Origin of the sequence: Pseudomonas sp. LF-5 (assembly GCF_037626295.1) — a bacterium.
In the GTDB taxonomy this organism is placed as follows: Bacteria; Pseudomonadota; Gammaproteobacteria; order Pseudomonadales; family Pseudomonadaceae; genus Aquipseudomonas; species Aquipseudomonas monsensis.
Genome location: NZ_JARKMT010000004.1, coordinates 1 through 26023 on the forward strand (window position 1 = coordinate 1; position 26023 = coordinate 26023).

Annotated in this window: 26 protein-coding genes; 20 read left to right on the plus strand and 6 right to left on the minus strand. The window is 54.3% G+C overall.

Features of this window, described 5'->3' with window-relative positions; translation table 11 throughout:
* From PseuLF5_RS14775 to PseuLF5_RS14820, 10 genes are all read left to right on the plus strand, one after another.
* Positions 1-1526: hypothetical protein (locus PseuLF5_RS14775; protein ID WP_340133868.1), on the plus strand; the 1526-nt coding region annotated here is incomplete at its 5' end.
* Between the two features lie 92 nt (positions 1527-1618).
* The gene (locus PseuLF5_RS14780) at positions 1619-2386 is read left to right on the plus strand and encodes a hypothetical protein (RefSeq protein WP_265068184.1); all 768 of its coding nucleotides are present in this window, start codon (positions 1619-1621) and stop codon (positions 2384-2386) included.
* Between the two features lie 153 nt (positions 2387-2539).
* Positions 2540-3919, plus strand: a complete 1380-nt coding sequence (locus tag PseuLF5_RS14785; RefSeq protein WP_265068183.1) for an AAA family ATPase — start codon at positions 2540-2542, stop codon at positions 3917-3919.
* A 97-nt stretch (positions 3920-4016) separates the two neighbouring features.
* Positions 4017-4559 (plus strand): hypothetical protein, encoded by a 543-nt coding sequence (locus tag PseuLF5_RS14790; protein WP_265068182.1) that lies wholly within the window; start codon positions 4017-4019, stop codon positions 4557-4559.
* A 141-nt stretch (positions 4560-4700) separates the two neighbouring features.
* Positions 4701-5405 (plus strand): hypothetical protein, encoded by a 705-nt coding sequence (locus PseuLF5_RS14795; protein ID WP_265068181.1) that lies wholly within the window; start codon positions 4701-4703, stop codon positions 5403-5405.
* A 54-nt stretch (positions 5406-5459) separates the two neighbouring features.
* Positions 5460-6191, plus strand: coding sequence for a GNAT family N-acetyltransferase (locus PseuLF5_RS14800; protein WP_340133876.1), 732 nt, complete (start codon positions 5460-5462; stop codon positions 6189-6191).
* Positions 6184-6603 carry a GNAT family N-acetyltransferase gene (locus PseuLF5_RS14805; protein WP_340133877.1) on the plus strand — a complete coding sequence of 140 codons (420 nt, stop codon included), beginning with the start codon at positions 6184-6186 and terminating at the stop codon, positions 6601-6603. Before PseuLF5_RS14800 ends, PseuLF5_RS14805 begins: the two co-directional genes overlap by 8 nt.
* A 247-nt stretch (positions 6604-6850) precedes the next feature.
* Positions 6851-7735: a DUF2971 domain-containing protein gene (locus PseuLF5_RS14810; protein WP_340133879.1), complete on the plus strand. Its 885-nt coding sequence runs from the start codon at positions 6851-6853 to the stop codon at positions 7733-7735.
* A 61-nt stretch (positions 7736-7796) separates the two neighbouring features.
* On the plus strand, positions 7797-8591 hold the full coding sequence (locus tag PseuLF5_RS14815; RefSeq protein ID WP_340133880.1) for a hypothetical protein: 795 nt from the start codon (positions 7797-7799) through the stop codon (positions 8589-8591).
* Positions 8592-8760: 169 nt separating this feature from the next.
* Entirely contained in the window at positions 8761-8991 is a 231-nt protein-coding gene (locus PseuLF5_RS14820) for a hypothetical protein (RefSeq protein WP_265068175.1), read from the plus strand.
* A gap of 53 nt (positions 8992-9044) precedes the next feature.
* Here PseuLF5_RS14820 and PseuLF5_RS14825 read toward each other — a convergent pair whose 3' ends face one another.
* Positions 9045-10478 (minus strand): tyrosine-type recombinase/integrase, encoded by a 1434-nt coding sequence (locus tag PseuLF5_RS14825; protein ID WP_265068174.1) that lies wholly within the window; start codon positions 10476-10478, stop codon positions 9045-9047.
* Positions 10479-11004: 526 nt separating this feature from the next.
* Between PseuLF5_RS14825 and PseuLF5_RS14830 the strand changes: the two genes are divergently transcribed.
* The gene (locus PseuLF5_RS14830; RefSeq protein WP_340133882.1) at positions 11005-12780 is read left to right on the plus strand and encodes an Eco57I restriction-modification methylase domain-containing protein; all 1776 of its coding nucleotides are present in this window, start codon (positions 11005-11007) and stop codon (positions 12778-12780) included.
* Here PseuLF5_RS14830 and PseuLF5_RS14835 read toward each other — a convergent pair.
* A complete protein-coding gene (locus PseuLF5_RS14835) occupies positions 12754-13800 on the minus strand; it encodes a hypothetical protein (protein WP_340133884.1) in 1047 nt (348 codons plus the stop codon). The genes PseuLF5_RS14830 and PseuLF5_RS14835 overlap by 27 nt on opposite strands.
* A gap of 330 nt (positions 13801-14130) precedes the next feature.
* On the opposite strand from PseuLF5_RS14835, the gene PseuLF5_RS14840 reads away from it, so the two are divergent.
* The 4 genes from PseuLF5_RS14840 (at position 14131) to PseuLF5_RS14855 (ending at position 19306) form a co-directional block, all read left to right on the plus strand.
* Positions 14131-15735: a tetratricopeptide repeat-containing response regulator gene (locus PseuLF5_RS14840; RefSeq protein ID WP_222832272.1), complete on the plus strand. Its 1605-nt coding sequence runs from the start codon at positions 14131-14133 to the stop codon at positions 15733-15735.
* Positions 15732-16424 (plus strand): sensor histidine kinase, encoded by a 693-nt coding sequence (locus PseuLF5_RS14845; RefSeq protein WP_340133887.1) that lies wholly within the window; start codon positions 15732-15734, stop codon positions 16422-16424. Before PseuLF5_RS14840 ends, PseuLF5_RS14845 begins: the two co-directional genes overlap by 4 nt.
* A gap of 200 nt (positions 16425-16624) precedes the next feature.
* Positions 16625-17866 (plus strand): glutamine synthetase family protein, encoded by a 1242-nt coding sequence (locus tag PseuLF5_RS14850; RefSeq protein ID WP_322376239.1) that lies wholly within the window; start codon positions 16625-16627, stop codon positions 17864-17866.
* 69 nt (positions 17867-17935) lie between these two features.
* Positions 17936-19306 carry an MFS transporter gene (locus PseuLF5_RS14855; RefSeq protein WP_340133889.1) on the plus strand — a complete coding sequence of 457 codons (1371 nt, stop codon included), beginning with the start codon at positions 17936-17938 and terminating at the stop codon, positions 19304-19306.
* A 236-nt stretch (positions 19307-19542) separates the two neighbouring features.
* Here PseuLF5_RS14855 and PseuLF5_RS14860 read toward each other — a convergent pair whose 3' ends face one another.
* The 4 genes from PseuLF5_RS14860 to flgA all read right to left on the minus strand — a co-directional run bounded on the left by PseuLF5_RS14860 (position 19543) and on the right by flgA (position 22146).
* Complete coding sequence (locus PseuLF5_RS14860) at positions 19543-20289, minus strand: flagellar brake protein (RefSeq protein ID WP_123466963.1); 747 nt, start codon at positions 20287-20289, stop codon at positions 19543-19545.
* Positions 20290-20381: 92 nt separating this feature from the next.
* The gene (locus PseuLF5_RS14865; protein ID WP_123466961.1) at positions 20382-20849 is read right to left on the minus strand and encodes a flagella synthesis protein FlgN; all 468 of its coding nucleotides are present in this window, start codon (positions 20847-20849) and stop codon (positions 20382-20384) included.
* Between the two features lie 48 nt (positions 20850-20897).
* Entirely contained in the window at positions 20898-21224 is a 327-nt protein-coding gene (gene flgM, locus PseuLF5_RS14870) for a flagellar biosynthesis anti-sigma factor FlgM (protein WP_123466959.1), read from the minus strand.
* Positions 21225-21384: 160 nt separating this feature from the next.
* On the minus strand, positions 21385-22146 hold the full coding sequence (gene flgA / locus PseuLF5_RS14875) for a flagellar basal body P-ring formation chaperone FlgA (protein WP_123466957.1): 762 nt from the start codon (positions 22144-22146) through the stop codon (positions 21385-21387).
* An 82-nt stretch (positions 22147-22228) separates the two neighbouring features.
* Between flgA and PseuLF5_RS14880 the strand changes: the two genes are divergently transcribed.
* The 5 genes from PseuLF5_RS14880 to flgD all read left to right on the plus strand — a co-directional run bounded on the left by PseuLF5_RS14880 (position 22229) and on the right by flgD (position 26000).
* Entirely contained in the window at positions 22229-23161 is a 933-nt protein-coding gene (locus tag PseuLF5_RS14880; RefSeq protein WP_041074300.1) for a chemotaxis protein CheV, read from the plus strand.
* A gap of 46 nt (positions 23162-23207) precedes the next feature.
* Positions 23208-24035 (plus strand): protein-glutamate O-methyltransferase CheR, encoded by an 828-nt coding sequence (gene cheR, locus PseuLF5_RS14885; RefSeq protein ID WP_007963053.1) that lies wholly within the window; start codon positions 23208-23210, stop codon positions 24033-24035.
* A 372-nt stretch (positions 24036-24407) separates the two neighbouring features.
* Positions 24408-24818, plus strand: coding sequence for a flagellar basal body rod protein FlgB (gene flgB / locus PseuLF5_RS14890; protein WP_123466954.1), 411 nt, complete (start codon positions 24408-24410; stop codon positions 24816-24818).
* A gap of 3 nt (positions 24819-24821) precedes the next feature.
* Entirely contained in the window at positions 24822-25265 is a 444-nt protein-coding gene (flgC, locus tag PseuLF5_RS14895) for a flagellar basal body rod protein FlgC (RefSeq protein WP_003227217.1), read from the plus strand.
* 15 nt (positions 25266-25280) lie between these two features.
* Positions 25281-26000, plus strand: a complete 720-nt coding sequence (flgD, locus tag PseuLF5_RS14900) for a flagellar hook assembly protein FlgD (RefSeq protein ID WP_123466952.1) — start codon at positions 25281-25283, stop codon at positions 25998-26000.
* The last annotated feature ends 23 nt before the right edge of the window (positions 26001-26023 follow it).

Sequence of the window (26023 nt, forward strand, 5' to 3'; positions counted from 1 at the left end):
ACGAGGTCGGCAGCCTCGCGTTTGAATTCAGGGGAAAAGGTACGGCGTTGTTTGGTCATCTGACACCTCGTTCTGGCGAGCATTCTCGCCTAAATGGATGTCCGGAATCATTAGACCACTACAAAACGGTACAAACTCAAGTCAACGCATTTGCAGCCCCAGAGGTGAAGCTTCGACTTGCGCGAATCGATGCTCGCAGGGCGGAAAAGCTAATCCTAGACGAAGAAAATAGGAAGTTGACTAATCTGATAGATCGGCTTCAGGCGATATCGCTCAAACCAGCTGTTGGCGAAAATATAGACTTTTCGATTCCCGAAACTCTTGGAGATCTCCAGAACGATTTCCTTCAACTCTACAATTCGTTACGTAGCATAAATGTGGCGCTTGCTGATGCAGTCCAAAATGCTGTATCGACGGCAGTCCAAGCAAAATCAGCCTGGGAGGCTCACGAAGATTCACTATGGCGAACAGATGCAGCGGCAGCGGAGTTCGACCTTAACCTTTATACAGAAGAGCTTCGGGGGAAGGGGCTGTCACCAGACGAATTCGGAAAGCTGCAGGAAAAGCTCCGGATCACGCGTGAAACTGTAAAAAACCTAGAGGCTAAGGAAAAGCTTCTCCCTGATTCCAAACAACGTGTCGCTACTTCCACCTCCCAAATAAAAGCGCTGTTTGAGGAAAGACGTCAAAGACGTATCGAAGTGTTGGACGAGATTCACCAGCGCAGCGGGCGACTCAAATTCGTGATGTCACCATTTGCCGATACCGTTCGCTGGCAAGAAGCTATGCGGGAGTTGTGCGGATTTCGGGCCGATGCATTTCAAAATGACGTTTCGGTCCTCGCGGCCACGTTATGGGTTCAGGATGCGTCTGAACGGGAAACGAGGTGGTCGCGTTGGCGGACCTCGCTCGCCACAGGCGACTTTGTGAAATGGCAGGAGGATTTCAAGACCCGCCCCCAATTTGCCCAACGGCTCGCGACACTTGAGGAGGCTGTAAGGCATCGGCTCGCGACAGAGGTCCCCGATGACGTTGCAACGATGTATTTTCTGCGCGACGGCGGGGATCCGGATCAGGAGAACGATTGGCAACTCATTACCGAAGGCTCTCCAGGACAACGAACCGCTGCGATGCTTGCGTTTGTCCTCCACCACGGGCGGGAACCACTGATCCTTGACCAGCCAGAGGACGATCTCGATTCTGAATGGATTTCAAAGCTTGTAGTCGGGGAGTTACGGGATAGTAGATGGCGCAGGCAACTGATCGTCATATCTCATAATGCGAATATTCCGGTGTTGGGGGATGCAGATCAGTTGATCACGCTAGAGAACCGCGGAGGATCGATTATCGTGCGTGAATCAGCGACGGGTAACACGGAGCCAAGGCGCCATATTGGCCCAGTCGAGTACGACTACGTTCGCCGAGATATTCAAGACATCATGGAAGGTGGCGTAAATGCTTTCATACAACGCGAACAAAGATACCGTAGCGAAACAGATCCATTAAAAGCGACAAACAAAGACTGAGATCGATGTACTACAAATTCAATCTTTTGCATTAGCAAAATAAGGGTCTCAGGTGAAAGTTTCTTCCTACTCCGTGAACCATAGGATATGAGATGAGTCCTCCATGTCTTGTTGCCCTCGAACCCACATTGGGCACTCTTGCAAGACTTTTTGCATCCGAAGGAGCTGCGCAAGAAGTTGCCATACTGACCTACTCAACACCTGAGATAATCGAGTCCCACTACGATAGCTGGAATGGCGGCACAACCTATTACAACCTGGTTCTTCATGCGCCTCTTAATCTTTATCCTCAGATCGAAGCGCATAAAGGTAAGATCGAGGCCGCAATTCTCAAAAAATTTGAAGTAATAGCAAACAAGACACCTAACGACCTTCTTGGTGGGGTGATTATTTCCCCCGCTGTCGTTGAGGATCCACAATGGCGTGAAAAAGCGGCAGCATGGTTGTCTGGATCTAAGGTGTCGAATCAGGGGCGTGTGCGATCAGACAATGTGGCACCACTTTCAGTAGACGGGCTGATTTTTCGATCACAGCCAGAAATACACCTGTACCGGGCCTTCAAGTCAATAGGGGTTTCCTTTGCTCCATTGCCAGTCTTCATCCGAGGCGGTGCTGAGTACAAACGCATAGAACCTGACTTCGTAGTCATCCAGGCAGGACGCGTCATGGTCGTAGAGGTCGATGGTGACACAGTCCATCAAGAAACGCCTGCTGACGCTCACGACCGAACAACAATGCTGCTGCACGAAGGTGTGCACTTTGAGCGCATCAAAGCTAGTGAGTGTGACACCTCCGAAAAAGCGAAAAAATCTGCAGAGCGCCTGCTGGCGGTTTTCAAAAAGCTTCAGCAGACTAAGTGAACCGCAGCATTCAGGGTGACTGCGGATGTTAAGACACGTCAAACTCGCATTCTGACAATGCCAAGTGAAGCGTTTGATTAAGGCACTGATGGACAGCGTGATATCAAATTAGTATTATCGGCTAAATTATTTAATAAATTAATGGAGTAAAAATTGAGTATAGGGAATCTTGAAGAGGAGGAGTTTGCGAAGATTTTACGTTCGAAACTATCAGTTCGGACACCTGTAAAAAGCATTGAACGTCTATTTGGTCGTGAAAAAGAGCTTGAACTTGTGCAGGAGGCTTTATACGACGATGGTGGGCATGTATTCATTTATGGTGATCGAGGCGTTGGTAAGTCTTCATTGGCAGCATCTGTTGCGACGCAATATCAAACTAGCGACAACGAGCCAATCCATATACCTTGTGGTAAAGATACATGCTTTTATAAAACGATAGAGGAAATTGCAGAAAGAGTTTTACGTAGGTCTGGAGGGAAGCGGGATCTCGAGTTAACTCATACGCTTAATTTGAAAGTTTACAAACTTCAAATTAAGGATAAAGAGAGAAAGGTGACGATTCCTCCCGTCGACTCAATGTTTACTGCTGTTGATGTCATGGAGGAGGTGGCAGAAATTCATTCTGAGCGTCCCGTCATTGTAATCGATGAGTTTGACCAAATTGAGTCCGCAAAAGAAAGGGCTAATTTTGCACACTTTTTGAAAGACCTAGGTGATCGCGGTGTTAATATAAAGTTTATATTTACCGGTATCGCCTCCTCGCTTTATCAGCTTTTGGGTGATCACGAATCTAGTTTTCGTCAGCTTTTTACGCTTAAACTTGATCGCTTGTATTGGTCATCTCGAGAAGAAATTGCTTACAATGCGATAAAAGCTTTTGATTTAGATGTGGATGAGGAAATCGTTCATTCAATTTCACGTATTAGTAATGGTTTTCCATATTTTGTTCATCTGTTGACCCAGAATTTACTTTGGGCTGCATTTAAGGATGAAGAGAATGTAAAACAACTTCAGCTAAGACATTTTGAGTTGGCGATCGCCCGCTCCATCGTCGGTATTAGTGGAAGACTACAAAAGCCGTACGATTCCGCAGTTTTGCACAAAACCAATGATTATTTATTGGCACTCTGGGCTACTGCTGACTCGGAAAACACTATCCGTTATGTCGATAGTATCTTTAAGTCCTATCTTAGAATTAATAAGCAGATTTTTGGCGCGGACCCCGAGGATGAGAATAAACCAGTAGGTCTGCAACAGTTTAAAAAGATTCTGAAAAAATTCATGACTAAAGATCATGGCGAGATTCTTGAGCTGGTAGAGGGGCGCGAGGAAATGTATTCGTATCGCGAAAATCTATTGCGGGGATTTGTTGCACTTAAGGCTCAAGAGGCCGGGATAGAGCTACAAGGCGATACCCCGGATGAACCGAAGATTCCAACGGCCATGGCTAGTTCCCGTTTTAGCGGGCGAGCAAAGCTGTCAGCATATTCGGCAGATCCATCGAAACACGTTAAGTTCCGCTCAGAGGAATAGCGTTATATCGGATGTCAGGGGCCTTCCGGGCCTGAGCGGCAGCGGAAGGTAGCAGGTCTAAGAGAGCGAGGGGCGACTCAGTCGATGGAGATGATGTATGGGGTTGAATGACTGGATTGCCGTAGTTGCATTAATTGCTACCATAATTATAGCTGTAATTACATTCTGGTTAAATAAAGTATATAGAAGTCGCGATTCAATAAAGCGGTTCCCTCCGTTAAATAAGAAATGGTCTAAGCCTTTTTTTCGATTGGCGTCGGAAGATGAAAAGTCAATATCTAGGTTCGTTGGATTTTTCGATAAAGTTGAGATGGAAGTTGTTGAGTTGGATCTGGTTGTAGATGATGGCGGGCTAATCGTTGTCTCCAGAGATAAAATGGAAAACGAAAACATATTGGCCTCAGATTATTTAACCATATGGCAGCCCTATAAAGAGCTTGGTAATGACGTGGCTGGTCCCAGTAATAGTACCGGGTTCTGCATAGGACTCGTTTACAATAATGACTCTGACGCCGGGTTGTATTACCAGCATGGGTGCTGGTATCTGCGCGGTTTTTTCACCGTTTTGCCTGGGTTTACTAACAACGGAATATGTGAAATTTCACTAAGAGTAGAAAGTGTACAACCAAGAAATCGCTGATAATTTTCCGCTTGAGACCGTCATGCGGATTTTCAATGGCCGCGGTGATGTGGTGATCCCTTGATACACGACCTCGAACCGGTTGCTTAATCGGTATAAGTTCAGGTGGGATGGCCAACTCGAACACATGGAGAAAAAGGCATGGGGGAGATCAACATTTCTCGCGACGAGCAAGATGCTCTCAGAGCAGTCAACACCGACGTGTTGGACAAGCTCATCTCGCAGGGTGTGTATGAGGGGCGAATAGGTAATTTACATCTTCTTAACCTCGCGAGCTGCGGACCGTACGTTGCGTCACAGCTTCGAGCTTTCGAGCAGGCGCTGGTGGAGCACGGCAAGGCGAAGTCGGCAAATAAGCTTGCTGAGACAAAAGAAGGCGTCCGACATGCTGGCAGTGACCTGGCGGATGCAGTCCGGCAAATGAAGCACCGTGTGGAAACGGAAGAGAATGAAGGGCAGCTCTTTTACGTTGATGATCAGATCATCTGGCCGGATAGTTTCAGCGAACAGCTGACTGTACGTGTGAGCTACCGGTGGCGCCGAGCGATAGAGGATGACTGGACGTACGGCGACATAGCCTTTTACCACCGTGTCGACTCGTGGCCCGATTACGTTATGTCAACAACTAAACGGAAAGCCAGTGCCTCCATACTAAAGCAAGCTCTACAGGCCAAGCTATCTCGTGAATGGAAGCAACTGATGGGGCTGGCGCTCCATTCGGTCAGAGAATACTTCAGAGCGGGAGGTGATGGGAGCACGATCCCGCCAACGTTCCAGGCTGTAGCCGACTCCTATAGCCGAGGGCTTAACAATCACAGCGCCGATTTCTGGCGTGAATTGTCTTGAGCTCCTGCCCCAGGCAATAGCGATAATAACCTCATCGATGCGAAGCTGAGCCTTATGCCGACACTTATCTGTTACACCGAAACTCCTCCTGAACACGTGGCAAGTCAAGTTATCGACATGGCCACAGAGTACTTAACCGATATAGCTCTGAGCGCCATACCATCCAGTAATGCGCTCTATCCCGCGCATCAGGCAGCAATGGCTGTCGAAATCGGTACCTATTTATATGGAATTGGGCGGTCGTCAGAGGCTCGCGTTGAATTGATTGTAGCTTGCGATGATTTGCACCCAAGTAAGGTTCTTGGTTTTTTGCTTTATTTGCCCCTTAAAGGTTCGCTGGAAGCTTGCGGGGTGACATACATGGCGGTGCTCAAAAGCCGTCGGGGCGAGGGTGTCGCTCGGTCTATGATAGCTTTGATGCTTGAGCGATATCCTCATGCTGAGTTGAGTTGTCCAATCCCAAAGGTGCCGTTTTACGAAAGTCTGGGTTTTCAAGTAATTGGGGTTTATGTAACTCAAGTTCGTATGAACACCAGGGAGAAGAGCGCCGACTCTGTAATAGGTGTTCTGGATATGGGTAGGGTTTTTAGTCACGAAAGTGTAGTTTTCGAGAAGCATAGGCAGACTCAGAAATACGGCGTACGAGCTATGAATGATGCTGAGAAGCAGCTGAAACGTCTCAGGGATCAACTATCTAGAAAAGCGAATTTGTTCGTTGCAGAGCGCCTCGATGGCGTAACAGATGATCTGCAATGCGGCATGTATACAGGACAAAAGAATGTTTGAGGTAATTAAGGGGGTATTTGGATTTTTTAAAAAGGAAGGTGGAGTGCGGGTACTGCCTCAGGGGTTTTTTATTGAGTATGTATCGGGCCCATCATTAGGGTGTGATTACTACGAAGCTCGTGCTTTTTTTGATGGGGTTTTAGTGGCCGAATCGCACGGACATATATTCCCAGGGTGTGAACTTAGGGTGACAAAAATTCTGGTTTATGCTGACTATAGGCGAAAGGGATTTGGCCGGAAGCTCTGTAGCCGATTTGTTGAAGAGGCTGAGGCTGCTGGATGTAAAAGTCTTATTTTCGAAGGTGTCGATTTAAATAATGCTGAGGCTGTAAATCTTTATAAGTCGTTAGGGGCTTGCCCCGGGAAATCCAAAACTTATCCATCTAAAAAAGACTTTAGTTTACTTCTGTAACAAAGAAGCTTTTACATCTTCGTCCGGTCAATCTATCTTCCTGTTAGTAGGGGCACGAAAAATCCCTAAACCAGTAATGAAACCAGCGCTGCATGCCCGCCCGATGGAGCGCGCACGTCGGTTGTGGGGAGGCGGTCGGAAGTTTTGCTTACCAAGCCAACTTTTTTAAACTTACCTGTGTTGTGCTTCGCCATTGCTTAAATATTTACCCTGGTTGTTCGAGTTGGGATTGTTCTGGAGTGTGACGGTGGTTCCTCAGAAGTTTTATAAGTATATGAGTGTGGCGACAGCGAAAATAGTTTTGTCTAATCAGACGTTGCGCTGGTCAACTCCGGAGACGTTGAATGATCCATATGATATTCAGTTTGATTTACGCGTTGACATAGATCGCGAAGTGGTGAGGCAGAGGGCTATCGTAAAACTATGGGATAATTACAATAGATCTCATGGTGTAATCGACACTAATTATTTGGGCGTGCTTATCGAGATGCTTAGAGTTGTTGAGCCTGGTATAGAGAAAAACGAATTTTTACGGAGATTTACTCCTGGCATTGATGAGGCTCTGGGGGGAATTGACGCTCTCGTCGCTAAGGCAAGAAGTGAGGCGCGGAAAAAGCTAAAACGTACGAAGATACTTTGTCTTACTGATACCCCAGATAATCAGTTGATGTGGGCTTATTATTCTGACAGTAACAGGGGGGCGGTACTTTCATTTCGTAATGTTTCTGGAGAAGATAGCCCTTATGTCGGGGCTGTGCCCGTTAAATATGCCGAAGACATCCCACTGCTGTTTGATAACGAATCCTTGTCCGATTTGCTGTCAGGATCGAGCGTCAGGGCCAGTAAAGAGCTAGTTCATGATTCGGTATATACAAAGTCCGAAGTTTGGAAGCATGAGCGGGAGTGGCGAATTGTTGCCGGCGATGGACGGTTTCCAGAAAAGCCGTTTGAGGACATAAAGTTTGGGGGAGGCGAGTTGGAGTCAATAATTTTTGGTTGTCGTATGGAGCAGTCTGATAGAGATGCGTTGCGGGGAATTATTGAAAGAAAATATCCAGGTGCGGCGATTTATCAAGCCTGTCCGCAAGGAAATACTTACAAGTTACGATTTGAACGGGTTGATTTTTTGTGACTTCTCAATCCGCTAGGATTACACTGCGACATACTCATGACCAACCAACGAGGGTGATGCAATGCTGGGAAATACTGTATTAGTCGCAGTGGTGCAGTCATTGACCAAAGCGCTTGTAGAACGTCTCTTGCCTGCGTGCGCACCCAGAGCCGAAGCCGATAAGCCCGCTCTCTATCCCGCCGGCAGCGAAGTAAAATCAAACTATGCGGTGGAAACGGGTAAGCGCATCCACTACGTACGCGACCAACTGCTGGGGCTGAGTAAGCGGCAGATGTGCGAATTGTTGGATTTGAGCAGCGTCTCACAATTGGAACGTTATGAGTCAGGAATAGAAGAGTTTCCCCTCGCGATGAGCCGCACTTTCGAAAATACCTTCTGTGTCAACCCGGACTATATGGACGGACGCTCCGACAGTGTCTTTGAATATTTTCATCTGTGTGCGGATAAGGTGACGCATTACCTAAGCCAAGGCTACAAGCCGGTCATCGTATGTAATCCCTGTGAAAGGAGTGATCTGTTTTGTCATATCACTTTTGAGCGTTTCGATGAGGCATTCCCCAAGATCCATGTGGGGGACCTGCTCTGTTCTTTTGCTTCCAGTGGCGGCGGAAGATTGAATATTGAGATATTGATAAGCGCGATGCTAGATGCAGGCCTGAGCGCCCGCGACGTTCGCATTCTGAGAATCACTGATGTTGCGTGGGCCTACCTGGTCAGCGGCCGCTATCACATCCACACGTCACAAAGAGGAGGCAGGTTTAGCGACTGGGAATGCCAAGAGATATGGCTCCAGTGGTTTGCCGAGAGTCAAAAAAGTCGACAGCGCTGGGAGCGCTTCGAGCCTAGCCTCGCTTGACCTCATGCGCTGCGGCATGGATATTGGCCGGCCGTGCTGCCCGTTTTATCCATCTTCAACCACCAGTTTTTGCTGCTCTGCAGACCGAAGATTTTCGACACGCTGTTTTGGAAGGAAGTAGCGTTGACGATGAGGTAAGCTAAAAAAAAATCCACTGGGACTGGTTGAAATGAATGCAGACGAAATGAAATTTACACAGCTTAAAAAGTTGGAATTGCTCAGAGAGAAAGCTCGTAATCAACTGGTACGTGATTTAAAGGACACATTAGATGGAGAGCTTTCCGGCAGGACCGAGCAACTGTATGAACTGAGAATTCTTACTCGCGCAGAGAGTGATCACGAACACGTGAAAAATGATGTCGCTTTAGGAAGGGCTAGCCCTCTAGTGCTCGGAGAGTAGCGCAGATCCGGGCGGCGGCTAACCCCGCCCCCCGTGAATGAGTGGACAAGGACTTACGGGATGTTCATGTTGGAGTGTTCTTGGCGCCGATTTCGACTGAGTAAAACAACCTTGCCTTGATCCCACTCTTTCTCTGCATGCAAGCAGTCTAGGTATCTACCCCATAACTCGAGGGCAGCTTTTTTCTCTGGTAGATAGCTGTATCGGTCGTAGTGAACCGATTGCACATCGCTGCGTCCGTGCGATAAAAGCCAACCACGGATTTCCTTAGTAATTCCGAGTGCAGCCATCAGCGTTTCAGCGCTTACCCGCACGTTTGCGTAGCTGAAATATCGCGTCTTATTGGACCCACTCAAAGTTTTTCCAGCATCACTGAATCGCTTGCCTGCTGTGTCCGGACGAATGCAGCGCCGGCCAATACAAAACGGGCCCGGCCCAATTTTGCTCTCCAACAATGGCATCAGGATTTCTTTAATTCTGGTGGTCAAGGGTAGCAGGTGATCCCATGCTTGAGTCTTTTGCCCTTTTCCGTCGGTAAGGTGCAGAAGGTCATCGGACGTATCCTCCCAGGTCACACGGAGCAACTGCTCCATTCGTTGGCCGCCCAGGTAGATTAAACCTTTGCAGATTGCCGTCTCTCGGGGAGGCAGAGTATCCAAGTGCCGTAAAAGCTCACCAAATTCTTCTGGCGTCAGGGACTCAGTCTGACCGCCGCGTGTATTCGCAAGGGTAGGGACCTTGGTAGCCGGATTGACCCCGATATCGAAAACTTTCGAATCGCTTACGTCTCGATCCAAGGAGAGGTGTGCCTTACTGCCATAGCTGAATGCAGCCTTTAGATATCGGTGGACGCTGGCAGCTGTTGATCGCATGTCAGTGTTGGCCGTTTTCGCTTTGTTCCCGATACCACGACCTTTAGGTTTGCGTGCGAGTAGCGCGCTCATCACTAAATGAATGTCCTCGCCGGTGATGGATTTTGCTGGACGCGTCATCAAATCTGGGTGGTGCTGGATCACGTGTGTCTGAAATAGGCGCTCGACTTCTTTTGCCTTGACCTTGCCGCGAGCGGTCAGATCTTTGACATATGCATTTAGTAGTTCTTCGAAGCTACCTTGTCGGGTCGCAAGCTGCTGCGCGAGCACTGCGGCTTGTCGTTGTGTTTTTTCTGCGGCGGCTCTGGCCGCCAAGTACACCTTAACGTCGCCGTGCTCGGAAGCAATTAATGCCATCTCTGCCGCTTTGTCGCGCAGCTCAGACAGCGTCAGTCCCGGCGCTCTGGCGCTCAAGCGATACTGGCCCAGAGAGATCATCGTGTCCTTTGCGTTGAGCCGATAGCGGAAATAGGCGCTGATCGCACCACTTTGGCTGCGCTTGAACAAAAGGCTACCTCGGGAACGGCCAGGCAAGCTTTCCGTCAACTTGGATGCTGGCGGCATGCCCTTGAGCTTTTGATCGTTCACGCTTTTGTCAGCAGTGTTGGTGGCCAATTCTAGTCCCCACTTCGGTCCCCACTTCTCGTGATGCAGAACGCTACAAGGAGAAGCCTCGAGACACAAGTAGAATAGATAGGCCCTTTAAAAACAGAGGTTTGTGGTACTTCAGGAAGCAAGCGGAATCAAGCTGACTCACCAAAGCATACGCCTCCTAAGGGGAAGGTTGGCAGTTCGAACCTGCCCTGGGACACCATATTTCACTGGCTTAACTTCCAGCTTGGTTACATCGGGTCGTTCTCCATAGCGGCTTTCCGGTTTCCGCTCCGTCACTCTCCCTGGTAATGGCAAAAAGATTGCGCGGGCCTGACCCTAGCGGTCCTTCGCCCCTCTTGTTGCATCTTCAATTGGAAAGTGATTCGGCGTGATCAGGCGTCTTGTCGCTTCATTCATCGGAATGCTCGAAAAACCCGAAATCGCGGTTCGGAGAGGGCTGTAAAACCTGTACTCTTGTCGGTTTTGAAGGGTTGGCCCGTTAACGGGGGGACTTGATCCTTTTGATCCGGCATCGGAAATGTTCCATATGAGTAGTTCGACAGACCTTGCAATCCTTCCTGCCAACACGCGCAGATACGGCGACGTTGACCAGCAGAAATCCGCTGGCGTCATTTACACGCCTGCGGATTTTGCTGCCTTCGTGGCCGATCAGATGGTTTCGCTCGCAGAATTTCCCGCACAGGGTGAAATCCGTGTTCTGGATCCTGCGGTTGGCGACGGTGCTCTGCTCGAGGCGCTGCTCATGCGCATGCCGGCAGACATCCTGAATCGGATAAGGGTTGTCGGCTATGACACAGATCCTGGCGCTGTGGCGCGTGCATCTGTTCGACTGCGCAAGGTCTTCCCGGATGTGTCTTTGCTGATCGAAGAAAAGGATTTTCTCGATCATGTGTTGAGTCTGAGTGGCGATGCGAATCTTTCATCCAGTGCTGCGCAGGCGCCAATGCCTTTCGATCTGGTGATCGCCAATCCGCCTTATGTTCGTACCCAGATCATGGGGGGCGAGCAGGCTCAGCAATTGGCGCAAAGATTTGGTCTGACTGGTCGAGTGGACCTGTATTACCCGTTCCTGCTGGGCATTTCCCAGGTTCTGACCGAGGGCGGCGTGGCCGGGGTCATAACCTCCAATCGCTTTATGACGACCAAGTCAGGGCAGGCCGTAAGGCGAGCTCTGCTGTCGCAATTCAAGATCGATCACGTCTGGGATTTCGGCGATACCAAGCTGTTTGATGCGGCGGTGTTGCCCGCTGTTCTGTTGGCCAGGGGAATAAAAGCGCCATCGGATCAAAGTGTTGGAGAGATTGCCTTCTCGACGATTTATGAATGCAAGGAAAACGCCTTGATTCAAGCGTCGGACGTGTTTGAGGCGCTGGCGATGAGTGACAACACTATTGTGTCGACTCCGGACGGGCGGAATTTTTCAGTTCGTCATGGTCTGCTGGAAAATGGTGATCACGCTGAAGGCGTATGGCGTATTTCAACGGAAACCGGCGATCAGTGGCTGGCCACGGTCAGTGAAAACACCTGGAACACGTTTCGTCGGATCGGCAAGATCCGCGTGGGAGTGAAGTCCACCGCTGACAAAGTGTTTGTTCGTAGTGACTGGTCAGACTTGCCAGGTGGTCGTCCCGAGCTTCTTCGCCCGCTGATCACTCGTCATTGTGCGCGTCAGTTCAAGGCCCGTGTCCCGAGCCAGGCAAAACACATGAAGGAGATCATGTACCCACATGAAGCGACGTCGGGAGGAGGGCGCAAAGCTGTTGATCTGAGCTTGTATCCCTTGGCTTCGCGTTATCTCAAGCGGCATCGTGATGTGCTGGAAGCCCGCAGTTACCTGATAAAAGCAGGCCGGGCCTGGTACGAACTGTGGGTGCCTCAGGATCCGGCTGCCTGGTCATCGCCAAAGATTGTCTTTCCGGATATATCCGAGAAGCCGACCTTCTGGATGGATACCGAGGGTGGCATCGTCAATGGCGAGTGTTACTGGATCCAGTGTGAGCGAGAGGACGAGAACGATCTGCTCTGGCTGGCCCTGGCGGTGGCTAACTCGACGTTCATCGAGTCATTCTACGATCATCGTTTCAATAACAAGCTTTACGCGGGTAGACGGCGTTTCATTACGCAGTACGTTGAACAGTTTCCTTTGCCGGATCCGGCCCGAAAGGAAACCCAGGCGATCATTGCGCTGGCCAAGGCGATTCATGCAGAACTGCCGTCGAGCGCGGCAGATCAGATGATTTCTGAACTGAACGCGCTGGTCTGGCAGGTGTTTGGATTAAATGTCGAGGAAGATCCGGCGTAGTGGTATCTGGATTTTTCCGTTTTTAACCTTGCCTTCAAATTGGCGGAAGCGGCTGAAAAAGTCTGCGCCAGTGACCACCATTAAATGTGTCAGGGTTACGTTGGCACCATCGGTAGTCGCATAAAAAACGGCATACCGGGTATCACAGTGGCGGGGGTGGAAGTCTCCCACTTGTTTGATGTCCAGAGGCCCTTCGCTGCTGGGCAGGACCAGGCCGAGATCAAGCGTGCGGGATGTCTGTAATTTTACTTCCAGAATCTGGTGGCGGACGTCCGGAAACCGCCCATTATCCTCGTAACTGCTGTAGCCAAGCTGTTCGCAGATCAGTCGGTGGAGGGCTGCGCCGCGATTGCGCTCCTGGGTTGGTCCTGGATCGCGAAAAGACCTGCCAATCAGGGGGGCCAGGCGAGCAAAGATTTCGCTGATCGGCAACAGCATTCCGCTTTCTGGCTCTTGGACAGGACTTGTCGAGGGCGCGAACTTCAAACCTGCCTGGACATGCTTTTGAATCGGAGGCGTGTCGTATTGCGAAACAAGTTCCTGTGGCGAAGACCCGACTTCAAACCCTGCCTGAAATTTGGTCGTAATGGTGCCTGTTGTATCCAGTAGTGCCAGTTCTTGCCCGTTTGCAACTTTTACGCCGTCTACCATGCCCTGTTCATTGACGCGAATGATCACGTAGCGACGGGAAGGGGACAGTTGTTCGTTATAGATCTGCAGGTTTTGAGCGCTCTGGACATAAACATCGAGTTGCTGCCCTGTGAAGCGCGGCTTTTTCCTCTTGAACGACTTTGGAGCGGGATAACCAAGCGCTTCGCACACGTGCGTCTTTGCCAATTTGCCGCGAGTCTTTATCGGAAGATCCGCCCAGCACAGTCCCTGCAAGCCTTCGTTCAACAGTGCTTCGAGTTGCGCGGTGGGAATCCAGTAATCCGCATCACCCACTTCAACAGGGCAGTAAATATCCATGCCTGATGATGAAATGGCGGATTTGTAGTCGTCATGGTGCTTGGGGTGCATCTAATGCTCCTTGCTTCAGCAACTCCGAAACGCGGCTCTTGGCATCATCGGAACAATGGGTAATGGCGGCACATCTTTTCTTACAAATGACTGTAAGGCTACAGACTTTGAGCAGTATCCGCAGCAGTTGGCGCTCTCCGCCGAGGCACAGTGCCAGCACGCATCAGGAATCTTGAGCGGATTGCTTAAGAGAACGCCGCGACTGGCCGATAACTCAATCGGCGACTTCAGACTCGCGCGAAATCGCTTGATAGCCTTTGGCCTCCAGCTATCATCTGCGCGCCTGAAATCTCCCGCGGTTCACCTACTTCAATTGCCTGGAAATCCTCGATGCTGTCGTATCACCAAAAGAGTTTTCTGATCGTCGATGATTTCTCGGATTTCCGCAGTTCCGTGCGTTCGATGCTGCGTGAGCTGGGGGTCAAGGATGTGGACACCGCCGATACCGGCGAGCAGGCGCTGAAGATGTGTGCGCAGAAGTCCTACGATTTCATCCTGCAGGATTTCCATCTCGGCGACGGCAAGAAGAACGGCCAGCAGGTGCTCGAAGACCTGATGTCGGAAAAGCTCATCAGCCATGAAGCGGTGTTTGTCATGGTGACGGCCGAGACCAGTCAGGCGATGGTGCTCAGTGCCCTGGAGCACGAGCCGGATGCGTACCTGACCAAACCGTTCAACCGTTCCGGCCTGGCGCAGCGCCTGGAGCGTCTGGAGCAGCGCAAGACGTTGCTCAAACCGATTCTGCAAGCCCTTGATCGCGGTAAGCCGGTCGAGGTGCTCAATGCCTGTATTGCGCTGTGCAAGCAGGACATCCGCTATTCGCCGCTGTGCCTGCGTTATCGCGCCGATGCGCTGCGCGACATGAACCAGAACGAAGCCCTTGAGCGCCTTTACGACAGCATCATTGCCGACCGGCCGTTGCCGTGGGCGTTTGCCGGGTTGGGCAAGTTGCTGTTCAAGCGCGGGCAGGTGGCGCAGGCCAAGGGCGTCTATGAGAAAGCGCTGAAAGTGTTTCCGATGATGCCGGCGTTGTACGACGGCATGGCCGATGTGCTGGTCGCCGAAGGCGATACCAAAGGCGCGCAGCGGGTGCTGGAAGAGGCGATCCGGTTGTCGCCGCTGGCGGTGCGTCGGCAAGCGTTGCTCGGCAAACTGGCAATGGCCAACGAAGACTTCGACACCGCCTCGCGCGCTTATCGGCAAGCGGTGGCGCAGGGCGCGCAGTCGCGGTTCAAGGATCCGGAAAGCAACCTTGGTCTGGCCCATGCGTTGATCAGCAAGGGCAGCGAGCGCGGTCTCGACACCCGCACGCGGCTGGAGATCAACACCACCCTCAGCGCGGTGGCCAAGGAGAACCCGACCGACCCTGGCCTGCAGATTCGTGCGCGCCTGATGAAGGCCACCAGCCTGTTGCTCAACGACGCGGAAACCGCTGACAAGCTCACCGAGCAAGCGCTGATGCGTCTGGACGGCATGGAGCAGTTCATGAGTCCTGAAGCGGCGCTGCTGGTCGCCAAGCAGCTGCAGATGCTCGGTCAGGCCGAAGCCGGCACGTCGATGCTCAAGAGCTGCGCGGAAATCTATGGTGATGATCCGGCGGTGATGAAAGACATTGCCAAGCTCACCGACGACCCGACTATCCTCAGTTCGAGCAACGCCGCCGCTGACCTCAACCGTCAGGGCGTGCGTGTGTACAAGACCGGCAACCTGGTGGAGGCCCGCGAGGTGTTCCGCAAGGCGCTGAAGATGCAACCGAAGAACATCAGTATCGCGCTGAACATGGCCCAGTCGCTGCTGCACGGCACCGACACCAATGTGCCGTCGGCGGAGCTGGAAGAATGTCGGGCCTGCCTGAAAATGGTCGGCCTGATGCCCGACACCGACGCGCGTTATGCGCGTTATCAGAAGCTGAAAAGCAAGGCGTTTGGCGAATGAACCAAGACGAGCACGCGCTGGATTTCTCCACGGTGATTGCCTCCACCGTTCACGACATGAAGAACTCGCTGGCGATGCTGATGCAGGCCCACAGCCAATGGCTGGCGCGCTTGCCTCAAGCGCAGCGCATCGGGGCAGAGCAGGGCGTGATCGACTTTGAGTTCGCCCACCTCAACGGCATGCTGGTGCAGTTGCTCGGGCTGTATAAGCTCGGCGTCAACCAGATGCCGCTGCAACCGGCGTATCACGAGCTGGATGATTTCATCGAGGCGCAACTGGCGGCGCATCAAGAGGTGTTCGCCAGTCGCGGCATTATCGCCACCTATGAAGTCGATCCGCTGAGCCCGCTGGGGTTCTTCGATCGCGAATTGGTGGCGTCGGTGTTGGGCAACTGCATCAACAACGCCATTCGTTATGCCCGCGAGTCGCTGCTGATTACCGTCAGCGACGAGGCCGGGCAACTGGTGTTGAGCATCAACGATGACGGCGACGGTTACCCGGCCGAGATGCTCGAGCGCCAGGCCGATTACGTGCAGGGCATCAATCACGGCAGCGGCAGCACCGGCCTGGGCCTGTATTTCGCTAACCGCATTGCTGCTTTGCATCAGCGCAATGGCGTGGTCGGGCATACCGAAATCAGCAACGGCGGGCCGTTGGGTGGCGGGGTGTTCAGCCTTTATCTGCCGTGACCCGGATTTTTGTTTGACGCTGCTTGATATTCCGAACAGCCGGAGCCTATTTTGTACGGGTCGCCGTTCGCGGCTCGCACAATAACAAGGATTGCGTCATGACAACCGATGGCCAGCGTTCACTCGCGCAGCGACTGACCGGCATTGATGAGATTGAGTGCGTCACGCCGGATTTGAATGGCGTGCCGCGAGGCAAGGTGATGACCGCCGAGGGTTTTCTCGAAGGGCGGCGTTTGCAGATGGCGCGGGGAGTGCTGTTGCAATGCATCATGGGTGGTTATCCAGCGGCGCGGTTTTACGGCAGTGATGACGGCGACCTGGCGCTGGTGGCCGAGCCGAGCATGATCCATCCCCTGCCATGGAGCGACGAGCCGCGTGCCTTGGCCATCTGCGATGCCGATGAACTGAGTGGCGAAAGCTCCAATCTGTCGACCCGTGGTCAACTCAAGAAAGTTATCGCTCGTTACGCCGCTCGCGGTCTGGCACCGGTCGTGGCGACCGAACTGGAATTCTTTGTCTTCGCGCCGAACACCGATCCAACCCAGCCGTTCCGTCCGCCGGTTGGCCTCGACGGGCGTCGCGAGGATGGCCAGTCGGCGTTCAGCGTCAGTTCCAATAACGGTCTGCGGCCGTTCTTCAGCGAAGTCTATAAATGCATGGCGGCCCTCGGTCTGCCACGCGATACCTTTATGCATGAGATGGGTGTCAGCCAGTTCGAGATCAATCTGCTGCATGGTGATCCGCTGTTGCTGGCCGACCAGACGTTCCTGTTCAAGCACCTGCTCAAGGAAGTCGCGCTCAAGCACGGCCTGAGTGTGGTGTGCATGGCCAAGCCGCTGGCGCACACGCCGGGCAGTTCGATGCACATTCACCAGAGCCTCGTCGCGATCGCCACCGGCAAAAATGTGTTCAGCGACGAGAGCGGCCAGCCGACCGCAATGTTCCGCCATTTCATCGGCGGGCAGCAGGCGGGCATGGCGGATTTCACGGCGCTGTTTGCACCGAATGTGAACTCCTATCAGCGTCTGTGCCACCCGTTTGCGTCACCGAATAACGCCTGCTGGTCCCACGATAACCGCGCCGCAGGGCTGCGGATTCCGGCCAGTTCGCCGGTCGCTCGTCGGGTCGAAAACCGGTTGCCGGGGGCCGACGCCAACCCCTATCTGGCCATCGCCGCCAGTCTGGCCGCCGGTTTGCATGGCATCGAGCATGAACTCGAACCGACCGAAGCGATTCAGGGCGAGTTCGAGGTGCCGGACAATCTTTCGCTGCCGTGTACCTTGCATGCCGCACTCGAGCGTCTGAAACGTAGCCAATTGGCGAGGGAACTGTTCGGACAAGAGTTCATCGAAGGCTACATCGCTTCGAAGACCATGGAGTTGACCAGTTTCTTTGACGAAATCACTCCCTGGGAACGGCGTGTTCTAGCAGCCCAGGCCTGACGTACTGTCGCCACCGCGCTATCGTTTTGATAGTCCGGTCTTTACTGCAAGGAGCCGCTCGGAACGCCGATGCGCCAAATCTGGAAATCCTTTCGAGCGCTGTATTTCGCCTCGCTGATGATGTTGATCGGCTCGGGCCTTCTATCTACTTATCTGGCGTTGCGCCTGGCCGCTGACCATGTCGACGGACTGTGGGTTGGTGCGCTGATGGCGGCCAACTATTTTGGCCTGGTGCTGGGCGGCAAGATCGGTCACCGCTTGATCGCCCGGGTCGGGCATATCCGCGCGTATTCGGCGTGTGCCGGGATCGTCGGCGCGGCGGTGCTCGGGCATGGTCTGGTCGATTGGCTGCCGGCGTGGCTGGTGCTGCGGACCATCGTCGGCCTCGGCATGATGTGTCAGTACATGGTGATCGAGAGCTGGCTCAATGAGCAGGCCGACGCCAACCAGCGCGGCCTGGTATTCAGCGGTTACATGATCGCGTCCTATCTGGGGCTGGTGCTGGGGCAACTGATTCTGGTCATGCACCCAGGCCTGGGCCTGGAGCTGTTGATGCTGGTCGCGCTGTGTTTCGCCCTGTGTCTGGTGCCGGTGGCGCTGACCCGGCGAATTCACCCGGCGCCGCTGCATCCGGCGCCGATGGAACCGCGCTTCTTTATCAAGCGCGTGCCGCAGTCGTTGAGCACGGTGCTGGGGGCCGGTCTGATCATCGGTTCGTTCTACGGTCTGGCGCCGCTGTATGCCTCGCAGCAGGGGCTGTCGACCGAGCAGGTCGGTCTGTTCATGGGTAGCTGCATTTTCGCCGGGCTGCTGGTGCAGTGGCCGTTGGGCTGGTTGTCCGACCGCTACGACCGGGCGCTGCTGATTCGTTGCTTTGCCGGGTTTCTCGCGGTGGCGGCATTGCCGTTGGCGATCCTGCCGCAGGTGCCGCTGGAGGTGCTGTTCGTGGTCGGCTTCCTCTGTTCGCTGGTGCAGTTCTGTCTGTATCCGCTGGCCGTGGCGTTCTCCAATGACCACGTCGAAGGTGATCGTCGGGTGTCGCTGACGGCGATGCTGCTGGTGACCTACGGGGTCGGCGCAAGTATCGGCCCGCTGCTGGCGGGTGTGCTGATGAAGCTGTTCGGCAGCCAAAGTCTGTATGCGTTCTTCAGCTTCTTTGCACTGGTGCTGGTGTGGCGCATTCGTCCGAAAGCGGTGACCAATCTGCACCAGGTCGACGACGCGCCGCTGCATCACGTGGCGATGCCGGACAGCATGTCCAGCTCGCCATTGGTCGCCGCGCTTGACCCGCGGGTGGATGAGCAGGTGGTGCAGGAGCAGATGCAGACGACGGTGACGCCTGAGCCTGAGCCGGACAAAGAACCTGAGTCTGAGCCCGTTGCAAGCCCGGATGACGGCAGCGATAAACCTGCTCCGGACATCAGTGGTGCCAGGCCCTGACAGTTGAGCTGGGATGGAAATCAGTGGCGAGGGGATTTATCCCCGTTGGGCTGCGAAGCGGCCCTGAAACCCGCTAATCACATCTTTACGACGCTCTGCGCTGAATGGTCTTACGCCTGCTGCGCAGTCGGGCGGGGATAAATCCCCTCGCCACAGAATGTCCTGCCAAGCATTCATTCCGCGCAAAAAAAAGGGCAGTCCCACCAAGGACTGCCCTTTTTCATTGTGCGTTCGACTCAGAGGTCGTCTTTATCGAAACGCCGTGCCTCACGCTGCAACTGGTACACGAAGCGCTCGACATTACGTGCCGCCGGGCCACTGATGTTGTGGAAGCGCAGGCCGGCGAAGGTGATGTTGAGTTTTTCTTCGAAGTGCAGATAGCGCAGTTCGACGGAGGTCGGCTGGTTGCCGAACAGCGGCGGAGCGATCAGCCGGTCATAGACCTGGCCCAGTTGCAGGCGGTCAGTGATGTCACCTTCGAAACGCAGCTTGCAGCCGGTCGCGGAGATATCCAGCAATTTGCCGTTGATTGGCGCCTTGAGCTTCTCGCCGCCCAGTTCGACGCTGACCAGATCGGTCAGTTTCAGCGCTGCGCGAAAGGCATTGCGGCGCTGGTGGTAAACCACTTCGGTGGGCAAGTCGCCAGTGTAGAAACGGTCGCCATCGGACTCTTCGATGTTCAGCCTGCCGGTGCATTCCCAGGCAATGCGCACGCCTTCGTGAAAGCCTTCGACCTTGAACGGCTCGCCGGCCAGCAGGAAGCGTTCGCCATCGCGCGGGATCATCTCGTCTAGGGCGATCGAGGCGCTGTCGCGGTCAACCTTGATCAAATAACTCTGGAAGCGCTGGCTGCGTTCATGGAAGGTGATGATCAGTGGATCATGACTCTCTTGCAGTTGGCGCAGGTTGCTGGAGATTTCCAGGGGCGTGGTCAGCACCTTTGGTGGCTGCGGAGCATCATCCGCGCTTAGGGCGTTTGGCACGTTTTCTCAATCTCCAGACAAAATTTGACGATGACTAGCCAGCATTTTGCCAGCATGCTTCACGTGTTGATAGTGCGGGCCCATCGAATGGCTCACGCCTGGCTGAACGTACGCGGCTTGACGGGCTTGGCGAAGGTTCCGCTGGCGTCGTAGAGCGCTGGCGGCTCGCCACCGGTGAGGATTTTCAGCTGATTGGCTGTGGCAGCCTGCTGGACCAGGATCGATTGGCCATTGTTGACGTTGGCCGCCTGGCATTGGGCAATGAGATCGGTGAGGACATCACTTTGACTGAGCAATTGATCGCCGATGCTCGACTGGCTGGCCAATTGCTCAAGACCCTGCCGATTGGTCGGCAGGTTGAGGCTGGCGAGGATTTCGCTGCGCTTGCGGCCATGCTGTTCGAGCAGAATGATCAATGCCTGTTTGCGCGCCAGAATTTCTTCCAGCAGTGGCATGTCGCGACCGTGCAAGGCGAGGGACTCGTTTTGCAGCAACTCCAGCAATTGTTGAGCTGGAGCAAAGTCGTCGATGATCAGTTGCAATAAATTAGTGTCGTGCATGGCTGGCCTTGGTTTCTAAGCGTCCAAAAGCCTCGCGCTGGCGGTGGCCTAGCGCTGGGCTTCGAAGTTGAGCAGTTTGCTGGCTACACGGTTGCTGTCGACTTTATAGCTGCCATCGGCAATCGCGGCTTTCAACTCGGCCACACGGGCTTTGTCGACAGCAGGCTGATCGCGCAGCTTGTCAGTGACCTTCTGCAACTGTTGAGCCTCATTGCTGAGGTGTACCGATTCCCCGCTTTTTGCGGTACTGGCCGATTCGGCCGGGGTATTCAGCGGTGCGGAAGTGCCGTTTTCAACGGTTTCCTTCGGCGCGCTGGTACGCGTACTGCCTGTAAGTGACGAGGAGCTGTTCAAACGGCTGAAATCGATGACCATGATAAAAAACCTCTGGGAATTTGGACGCTTGCCATGTTTTCGGCCATCCCCTGGAAAACTTTAGGCCCATTTGGCAATGAGCCTCATGTACCGGCGCGTGTCCTGCTGCGGCACAGTTTAGGGAAGCGGCGAGGTCGGCGCCAGTTTTCTGCTCAGTGGTTCACATGGCCACTTCCACCTGGCCGGGCGCGATGACCTGCGCCTTGATGACCCGCTGGGAGTTGAGGTTTTTCACCCGGATCTGCTCCTTCAAACCGCCGTTGGACAGGGCTTCGCCCGGCATTCGCACAGCCAGCGTACCGCTGCGGGCGATGATGACCACTTGATCGCCCTTGCGAATGACTTCTGCCTGTTCCAGATGCACCTGGGTAATCACCTGATCGGCGACCGTTGGTCGGGTCAATTTCTGCCCGATCGCTTCGTCTACGGACGTCAGAAAACCCTGATTGATCAGGCTGACGTCGCGCTCGCGCAAGGTCACGTCCCGCGGCTCGATAATGCCGGCGCGTTTGAGCGGCCGAGTGGTGGTCACAATCTCGCGAAACAGGCGGACTTGAGCGGGCACGAACACGGTCCAGGGCGAGGTGCCTTCACAGCGAACCTTTACCGTTACCCGGCCCAACGGACGTGCCGGACTCTCCAGGCTGGCTGTCAATTCCTTGTCGCACATAGGCATGTGCATGCGGGGGTCGAGCTGGTTTACTTCGATTTCGTAGCGGCCTTCCGTTTGACTGGTAGCCAGATAGTCTTCTACGGTGAACTCAAGAAAGCCCTGAGTGACGCCGATAAGCATGTCAGGCAAGGTAACCGCATCAGCAATGGCAGGGCTGCCAGCGAAAAAGAAGCAAACGGCGGACACCGCGCAAAGCCCTCTGCGAAGGGAAGATGTCAGGCGTCGGAAAAATGTCGTTTGAGCGTTCATACGAGTTAAAAAGCAAGCGCCGTGCCGTTTAGCAATGAATGTGCGTCGCAACAACACTTGGCGTTGGTGTAGGAGTCTGGGCATGGCTGGTGTAATGGATTCGGTAAACCAGCGCACGCAACTGGTAGGGCAGAATCGCCTGGAGCTGTTGTTGTTCCGTCTCGACGGTCAGCAGCTCTACGGAATCAACGTGTTCAAGGTGCGGGAAGTGCTGCAATGCCCGTCGCTGACGTTGATGCCCAAGTCCAGTCCTGTCGTGTGCGGGGTGGCGAATATCCGGGGGGCAACCATTCCGATCCTCGATCTGGCAATGGCGACCGGTTCCGGGGCGTTGAAAGACAAGAACAGTCCGTTCGTGATCATTACGGAGTACAACACCAAGACCCAGGGTTTCCTGGTTCGCTCGGTGGAGCGCATCGTCAACATGAACTGGGAAGAGATCCATCCGCCACCCAAGGGCACGGGTCGCGATCACTACCTGACCGCTGTGACTCGAGTGGACAATCAGTTAGTCGAAATCATCGACGTCGAGAAAGTGCTGGCGGAAGTGGCGCCGACACCGGAAGCGATTTCGGTGGGTGTGGTCGACGTCGAAACCCAGAGCAAGGCGTTGTCGCTGCGCGTGCTGACGGTCGATGACTCGTCGGTGGCGCGCAAGCAAGTCACGCGTTGCCTGCAGACGGTCGGCGTCGAAGTGGTGGCGCTGAACGACGGCAAGCAGGCGCTGGACTACCTGCGCAAGCTGGTCGACGAGGGCAAGAAGCCGGAAGAAGAGTTCCTGATGATGATTTCCGACATCGAGATGCCGGAGATGGACGGGTACACCCTGACGGCGGAAATCCGCAGCGATCCACGCATGCAAAAGCTTCATATCATCCTGCATACTTCGTTGTCGGGGGTATTCAATCAGGCGATGGTCAAGAAAGTCGGTGCCGATGACTTCCTGGCCAAATTCCGTCCTGATGACCTGGCATCCCGGGTAGTCGACCGGATCAAAGCAGCAGATATCAGCTAGGGGCGCTTTGCCCCTGGCGGTCAACACGATTTAAGAGGCGGCATCATTGTCTACGGGTAATTTGGATTTCGAACAGTTCCGGGTCTTCCTGGAAAAAGCCTGTGGCATTTTGCTCGGTGAAAACAAGCAGTACCTGGTCTCGAGCCGTCTCAACAAACTGATGGAGCAGCAAGGCATCAAATCCCTGGGTGAGCTGGTTCAGCGCATCCAGACCCAGCCGCGCAGCGGTTTGCGCGAGCAGGTGGTCGATGCCATGACGACCAACGAAACTCTGTGGTTTCGTGACACCTATCCGTTTGAAGTCTTGAAGAACAAGGTGCTGCCCGAGGCGATCAAGGCCAGCCCCAACCAGCGTCTGCGGATCTGGTCGGCGGCGTGCTCGTCGGGTCAGGAACCGTATTCGCTGTCGATGTCGATCGACGAGTTCGAGCGCAGCAACCTCGGCCAGTTGAAGATGGGCGTGCAGATCGTTGCCACGGATTTGTCCGGCAGCATGCTGACCAACTGCAAGACCGGCGAGTACGACAGTCTGGCAATCGGTCGCGGCCTGTCCGCCGACCGTCTGCAGCGTTACTTCGACCCGAAAGGGCCGGGGCGCTGGGTGATCAAGGCGCCGATCAAGAACCGGGTGGAATTCCGTTCGTTCAACCTGCTCGACAGCTACGCCAGTCTGGGCAAGTTCGACATCGTGTTCTGCCGCAACGTGCTGATCTACTTCTCCGCCGAGGTGAAGAAAGACATCCTGTTGCGCATTCACAGCACGCTGAAACCGGGCGGGTATCTGTTCCTTGGCGCTTCCGAAGCGCTGAACGGTTTGCCGGATCATTACCAGATGGTCCAGTGCAGCCCGGGGATCATTTACCAGGCGAAGTGATTGGCTGCAGCAACACAAAAAAACGGGAGACCCTAAAAGGTCTCCCGTTTTTTTGTGCCTGGCATTCAGTCTCAATTCACCACAAACCCCCTGTAGAAGTGAGCCTGCTCGCGATAGCGGTAGTACATCCAACATCATCGGCGCCTGACACACCGCTATCGCGAGCTGGCTCACTCCTGCAGAGGACATTGGTGGGTGAGAGAGGGGGGCAAGCGGCAGAAAAGCGGCATCCGGCGGAAACCGGTTGCCGCTTTTCTGGCATTGCCGCATTGCCGATCCCCCGCCAGGCCCCGGTTTACGGGGGTTCTTCTGTTTGGCACGGCCCTTGCTAAAGCTCAGGTACGAAAAACCGGTCACCTGAAGGTTCCCGACATGAGCATCAGCTTCGACAAAGCGCTCGGCATTCACGAACAAGCATTGGGCTTCCGCGCCCAGCGTGCCGAAGTGTTGGCCAACAACATCGCCAACGCCGACACCCCGAACTACAAGGCGCGGGATCTGGACTTCTCCAAAGTGCTCGAAGCACAGACCGAGAAAACCAAAAGCGGTGGCACGTTTGCCCTGAACATGACCAACAGCCGTCACATCGAGGCCGAAGGTCTGGGCAATGGCGACGAATCGCTGATGTATCGCACGCCGATGCAGCCTTCGATCGACCAGAACACCGTGGACGCTCAACTGGAGCAGTCGAACTACGCGGAAAACGCGGTCGGCTTCCAGGCCAGCTTCACCCTGCTCAACAGCAAATTCAAAGGGCTGGTGTCAGCCCTGCGCGGAGAGTAATCCATGTCCCTGTCCAGCGTTTTCAACATTGCCGGCAGCGGCATGAGCGCACAAACCACGCGTCTGAACACCGTGGCCTCGAACATCGCCAACGCCGAAACCGTTTCGTCGAGCATCGACCAGACCTACCGCGCCCGTCACCCGGTGTTCGCCACCATGTTCCAGGGCGGCCAGAACAGCGGCAGCAACTCGCTGTTCCAGAGTCAGGACGCTGCCGGTCAAGGCGTGCAGGTGCTTGGTGTGGTCGAAGACCAGAGCAACCTCGAAGCGCGTTACGAGCCGAACCATCCGGCCGCCGACGCCAAGGGCTACGTCTACTACCCGAACGTCAACGTGGTGGAAGAAATGGCTGACATGATTTCCGCGAGCCGTTCGTTCCAGACCAACGCCGAAATGATGAACACCGCCAAAACCATGATGCAGAAGGTACTGACCCTCGGTCAGTAATAAGGGGCGACTGCCATGAGTGTTTCCGATTCCACCAGCGGCGTGAATATCAAGGACGTCCTGTCCAATTCTTCGGTCAAGACCGGGACGACCACCGGCGGCCTGGCTGCAGCCACCAATAGCGCCACCGGCAAGCAGGCCCTGGGCAAAGATGCGTTTCTGCAACTGCTGGTCACCCAGCTGAAAAACCAGAACCCGCTCGATCCGCAGGACAACAGCGAGTTCGTCGCGCAACTGGCGCAGTTCAGCAGCCTGGAAGGCATCACCACGCTGAACACCACCGTCAGTGGCATCGCCGGCAACTACAACTCCTCGCAGGCCCTGCAGGCGTCGTCGCTGGTCGGTCGCTCGGTCATCGCTCAGACCGACAAGGCCGTGGTCGACACCAGCAAGAGCTTCAATGGCTCTGTGGTGGTCCCGGCGTCCGGCGCTGTCTCGGTCACCATCAAGGATACCGACGGCAAAGTCGTGCGCACCATCGACATGGGCACCCAGAAGGCCGGCAACGCCAGTTTCATCTGGGACGGCAAGGACGCGTCCGGTGCGGTCGCGGCCGCGGGCACTTACACGTTCACTGCCAGCGCCACTTACGACGGCAAGGCCACCTCGCTGATCACGTATCTGCCGGCCACCGTCAACAGCGTGACCATCAGCCAGACCGGCGGTGAGTTGATGCTGAACCTGGCGGGCCTGGGCAGCGTCGCGCTGTCCAAAGTACAAACCATTGGTATATAGAGCCGACTAACCGGCACAAAGGA